Origin of the sequence: Pseudoalteromonas sp. H71, from assembly GCF_001468485.1 — a bacterium.
Taxonomy (GTDB): Bacteria; Pseudomonadota; Gammaproteobacteria; order Enterobacterales; family Alteromonadaceae; genus Pseudoalteromonas.
In genome coordinates, this window is record NZ_LODI01000024.1 from 141837 (window position 1) to 147509 (window position 5673).

3 protein-coding genes and 1 pseudogene are annotated in these 5673 nt (G+C 43.1%); 3 read left to right on the forward strand and 1 reads right to left on the reverse strand.

Annotated features, from left to right (window positions below; all coding sequences use genetic code 11):
• Positions 1-2393 (forward strand): hypothetical protein (locus tag ATS71_RS11885; protein ID WP_201020872.1); only part of this gene is annotated, 2393 nt, incomplete at its 5' end.
• A gap of 61 nt (positions 2394-2454) precedes the next feature.
• Here the strand turns inward: ATS71_RS11885 and ATS71_RS11890 are convergent.
• Positions 2455-2652, reverse strand: coding sequence for a CsbD family protein (locus ATS71_RS11890; protein ID WP_002958133.1), 198 nt, complete (start codon positions 2650-2652; stop codon positions 2455-2457).
• Positions 2653-2925: 273 nt separating this feature from the next.
• Here ATS71_RS11890 and hrpB point away from each other — a divergent pair, with 273 nt between their 5' ends.
• Complete coding sequence (gene hrpB, locus ATS71_RS11895; protein ID WP_058405016.1) at positions 2926-5352, forward strand: ATP-dependent helicase HrpB; 2427 nt, start codon at positions 2926-2928, stop codon at positions 5350-5352.
• A 93-nt stretch (positions 5353-5445) separates the two neighbouring features.
• Positions 5446-5673, forward strand: a pseudogene (locus ATS71_RS19075) (nuclear transport factor 2 family protein); the annotation flags it as partial.

A 5673-nucleotide genomic window follows, 5' to 3' on the forward strand; every position in this document is an offset into this window, starting at 1 on the left:
CGAATGGCGATAGCTTAAGTTACCTCTGGAGTTTAATTCCGACACAAGGAAGCGCAGCTACGCTTTCAGATAAAACTAGTTCAACCCCAACGTTTATGCCTGATGCAGTTGGCAGCTATATAATTACGCTGACAGTATCAGATGGCTCACTTTGGTCTGCCATTTACTCTCGAGCAATCACGATAGAAAATCCTCCTAAGGGGGCTGCTATCTCACTTCCTGCAGGACATAACCTAATGATGCTAAGTGGTACAGGGGGAGATAGTCGTACGGGTGCTGTTTATTCTATCTCTGAAAGCGACTTATCTAAGTCGACTGAGCTATTTAGTTTTCATGGCTTACCTGGAATCAATTCATCATCTTTTAGTCAGAGTTTAGTTGCTCACCCTAATGATGGCCACTTATATACAGTGTTAGGATCAACAGGGTTATACGGACGAGGGGCTTTGTTAAAATATAACCCAGCGAGTCATCACGTTGAACTGCTAATGAGTATTCCTCGACTGTTTCCATCTGGCAATGAAATAAGAAATGTAAAGGGCACACTCCTATTTCACCCTGATGGCAAAACAGCCTATGTTAAAGCTGATGCAGGAGGTTTAAACCAGTCTGGTGGCGTGCTGCAATTTAACATGGATGCAAGCAGTGACGATTACCTTACCGTACAGGTTATTGGTGAATTTGGTGCTACAGGTACAGACTACGCAGGATATCCTATTGCTCCTGTCACTAATTTAATGTGGAATGGTGATAATCGCTTATTATCAGTGTTCGTTGCTCCTCGCGGGTCTTTATACTGGCCTGGTTTTGAATTAACGGCAAGTGATTCAAATGACTTAAGTAAACCATGGGTTATATCTGGTTTTGGTGCCTTGGGGGCTCGCGGACGCCATATTGCTGTGAATAATGATACGGTTGTTCATTTTGTTAGTTCTAACTCCCCCATAATGGAATCTTCAGGGCGCAGCGGTGGGGTTGGTGAAGTCGCTTCTGATTGCAGAAACCCTATCGGTGCTTTCTTTTGGCGGGCGCCTCTGGTATTTAGTGTTTGTGAAGGAGTCACCTCAGAAACGCCTGCGGTATTATACGAAACAACGATATCAGGTGGACCTCTTTCATTAAGGCACTCTTTTAGTAACTGGAAAAATATCTCTATTGCTGGGTTAGTACCCTCTAAAGTTGCTGATAATATGTATATGACAGTCACTGATTATTTGGCAAAATTTTTAGTTGACTCAGTTGCTGACACAGGCTTAACAGTTGCGCCACCTTTTGTAAGCGAAATCACAAAGCCAAATTATAGTACTAAAACCATCATACAAGGCGGGGGTGATAAAGGGATATTATTTATTGGTGACCCCGCAATCCTAAATGACCCAGATGACTCAATTAATGACCGCTATGTATCGGTGCTTAGTTATGATGGTGGGGAGAATAAACGAGGTGCGATACTCACCTACGATCGCGCAGATAGTTCGGTTAGTATGACTTCGCTGGGCTTTAGCAAAGGTGGATTTCCTTTTGGTAAAGTCACTAAAAATTCAGCTGGGGATTACTTTTTTGCTGTGAGCGATGGCGAGCGTGGGCGAGATGGAGGTAAGGTGCTTCGATATGATTCTGCGCTTGGCGAGCTTGCAGAAGTTGTTTTACCACGTACCAAAAGACCTGGATTAAATCATGTTGAATCGGCCTCAGGTAAATTATATAGCTTAGGAATAGATCTTTTTGCTGATACTTACGAGCTGTATTCGATTGATACTGACTCCTTAGGTTACCAAAAAGAAGGATCTATTGGCCAAACAAGCGACGAGATATCTCGATATGCATTAGCGATAGATAATAACAATGCGTGGTTCTTTACCGGAGATGCACTTAATTGTGTCGACTTATTTACTAATCAACTTAATAAAGTGCAAGTAAGTTTATCTGGCAGTGATGAGCCTGTGCGAGCAGTTGAATTTGCAACGCCAAGTGCTGATGGCTACTTTGCAACACGTTCAACCAGCGGTGCAAATGCTGCTATTCATCGTGTAGTCAATGACTGTGCAGCGCCAATAATTAGCTCTGTAATAACTGGGTTAAGTGATGCCCCTTCTACGGCTTTATTAGCAAGTTCTGATGGTAACTTTTACTACGGCACAGAAGGTGGAAAGCTCATGCAGTTTGATGGTGTAAGTCAGCCTGTTATTGTCGCTTCATTTGACAATACAGGTGTTGTTGGGTTTTTAACTGAGGATGCTGAAGGCGCTATAGTTGGGGTATTGTCAAACGGTAATGCTCTAGAAGATAAAGTTTTCTCTTACACTATTGCTGATGGTACTACGTCAAGTCAAATAGTGCCCGAAGATAGACCCATTGATACATTTTATCCTGGTTTTACAGAGATAAACTAGCTATAGCTTTAATATAGCCAATTAAAAACCGCCAAATGGCGGTTTTTTTAGAAGTTAGCGATTAGTGAGTTTTTTCAAACTCATCTACTTCACGCTCTGCTTCTTCTTTTGATTTACCATACTGCTGCTGGATTTTACCGACTAGCTCTGTACGGCTACCTTCAATTTTGTCTAAATCGTCGTCAGTAAGATCGCCCCATTTTTGTTGCGCCTTACCTTTAAGTTCGTTCCAATTACCTTTCATACGATCGCTGTTCATAAGTTTCTCCTTACTTAGATTTAATTAACGTTCAGTATAAAAGGAGCAAGGCGTGTACCAATAAGTTAAGTTTAAATTTTGTATTTATAATCATAATGTTATGTTTTTATTGGCACAGTAGGAATTAATATAGCGCGCATGTCCTTAAAAAATGTACAGAGCGGTCTGTAATTATTTCTGATTATGGTGCCCTTTATAACCACACGGCTTTAGCGGCGCGTTTATTTTTGGTTTTTGTTACAATGCATACAAAGCAATTTTGGGTAAATAGCAGTGCTGCCGGTTCAAAACATATATCAACAACTCGTAACTACATTACAAAGTAACCCTATAACGTTATTACAAGCACCGCCTGGCGCAGGTAAATCAACCTGGTTGCCGCTACAGCTTATGCGCGACGGCCATTTTAAACGTATTGTAATGCTGGAGCCGCGCCGCTTAGCTGCACGTAATATTGCCAATTACCTAGCACAGTGCCAAAACGAAAATGTGGGGCAAAGTGTTGGCCTTCGTGTACGCGGTGAGAGTAAAGTAAGTAACAATACGCGCCTTGAAATAGTTACTGAGGGCATGCTTACTCGCATGCTACAAAACGATCCAGAGCTTAGCGACATTGATTTACTGATATTTGATGAGTTTCATGAACGCTCAATTGCAGCCGATACCTCACTGGCCTTTGCTTTAGAGACCCAAAGTGCACTGCGTGACGACTTAACCATACTCCTTATGTCGGCGACTCTTGATACAGAGCGCTATACGCAATTTTTTGATTGCCCCGTTATTCAATCAAGTGGGCGCAGCTACCCCATAGACGAAGTATATATACCCATAAAAGATGAAAGCCGTTGGCTTGATGCCATTCCCTCTTTAATAAAACAAGCACTTAACGAGCAAAGCGGCAGTGCGCTGGTGTTTTTGCCTGGGCAATTTGAAATATCACGCGTACAACAGGCCCTTAATGATTTGCCAAGTAATTACCTAGTTGCCACGTTATTTGGCGAGCAAGATAAAGCCAATCAGCAGGCTGCGATTGCTCCTGCGCCTGAGGGCATGCGCAAAATAGTGCTTACCACCAATGTAGCCGAAACCAGCTTAACCATTGAAGGTATACGCATTGTTATTGATAGCGGAAAACGCCGCGTGGCCAGTTATAACTTAAAAACAGGTGTAACGGAGCTTACAACACAAAGTATATCGCGCTCCTCTGCCGTGCAGCGAGCAGGGCGTGCAGGGCGAATAGAACCAGGTGTAGTTTATAGGCTTGGTTCAAAGCAAACCTTTGAGCGACGCAATAGCCACGATAAACCCGAAATACTCACCTCAGATATAAGCCAACTTATGCTTGAAGCAAAGCAGTGGGGCGCAAATATTAGCGAACTCACCTTGCTTGATACGCCAACAACGCAGCAATGCACACAAGCAAGGAGCTTACTAACTATGCTTGAAGCCATCGATGGCAAAGGCAAACTAACCAAGTTGGGCAGCAAAATGCTGGGTTTTGGGGCGGATATTCGCTTAGCGCATATGCTTTTAAAAGCGCAGGCGCTTGAGGCAGAACTCCCTGGTATTTATCGCTTAGCACTTTATTTAGTAGCGCTGCTTGAGAGCCGAATAAACACCGCCAACGAGCTAAGCTTAGCGCTACATAGCCAGCAGCAAAGGCCACACCCAGTATTTAAACAGCAGTTAAAATACTGGCAAAACCGCTTAAAAGTAACCGACAGTAACAGCGAGCTGAACACAAAGTATTTAGGTTTGCTAGTGGCATTAGCTTACCCCGACCGCATTGCAAAAAAGCGCGGCAATGGCTACTTACTTGCCAATGGGGCGGGCGCTGATTTAAACACCGATTACTGGCACAGCGATGACTACCTTGCTATTGCTACCATGGGCGGCCATAAAGGCGCACGTATATTTGCAGCGACAGCGCTTAGCCCATTTGAGCTACAAGAGTACCTACCGCATTTATTTACTTCGCTCACCCGCTGTGAATTTGATGAAAAAACCGCGCGCTTTATTCATCAAGACGAAGTAAAGCTCGGCGCTATTACGCTTACAAGCCAGCCGAGCAAGCAAAAGCTCGATAAAAGCGAGCGCGCCAAAGCGTGGCTTAATTTATTTGCTAAGCATGGTTTTGCATTATTTAATGAACAGCCCGATGCACAGCAATTATTAATACGCATGAGTTTAGCTAGTCAGTTTATGCCTGATAAATTCCCAACTATTAGCGAGCAACACCTTATAGAAACGGCTGGTGATTGGTTAGGCGTGTACTTACAAGATATAAAAACACTCGATCAGCTTAAAAAGTTTAACTACTTTGAAGCGCTGCAAAATTGTTTTGACTGGCCACAGCAAACAGCGTTAAAGGCGTTATTACCACTTAGATTAACGGTACCGAGTGGCTCAAATATAAAAATTAATTACCAGCTAGATGGCCCCGCAAAGTTAAGCGTGCGCATGCAAGAAGTGTATGGCTTAACCAGTACGCCTATGCTTGCTAATGGAAAGCTGCCACTGCTTATGGAATTACTATCGCCAGGTAAGCGCTCATTACAACTTACTCAAGATCTTGCGCACTTTTGGGCTACCAGTTATCGCGATGTGCAAAAAGAAATGAAGGGGCGTTACCCCAAGCATTTTTGGCCAGACGACCCAGCCAACAGCGTGGCAACGAATAGAGTTAAAAGCAAAATGTAGATTTATTAGCTTAAAAGTATATGTTTTATTTTTAAGCATATGAGTATAGTGTACCTATAAATAAATCAATACTTTTACCACAAGGAAGAAGTGATGAAACTACTTTTTACATTAGTCTTGCTATTAGTGACTCCCTTTTCGGTTTATGCTGAAAAGGCACTGGACTTAAGCAAATTTGCACAGCACTACTACGAAACAATGACTGCCACGCAGGCCCCTGGCGCCGGTACTAAAGAGCTTGAAGCTTACCTTGCATTGTTAACTGATGATGTTGGTAATCAGCACATACCGTATCAAGTAGATGACTCTCGCACTGCCGAT

What these genes read in the sequence shown, in the direction of transcription:
- ATS71_RS11890 (WP_002958133.1), bottom strand. Translation starts at nt 2,652, where the DNA reads ATGAACAGCGATCGTATGAAAGGTAATTGGAACGAACTTAAAGGTAAG.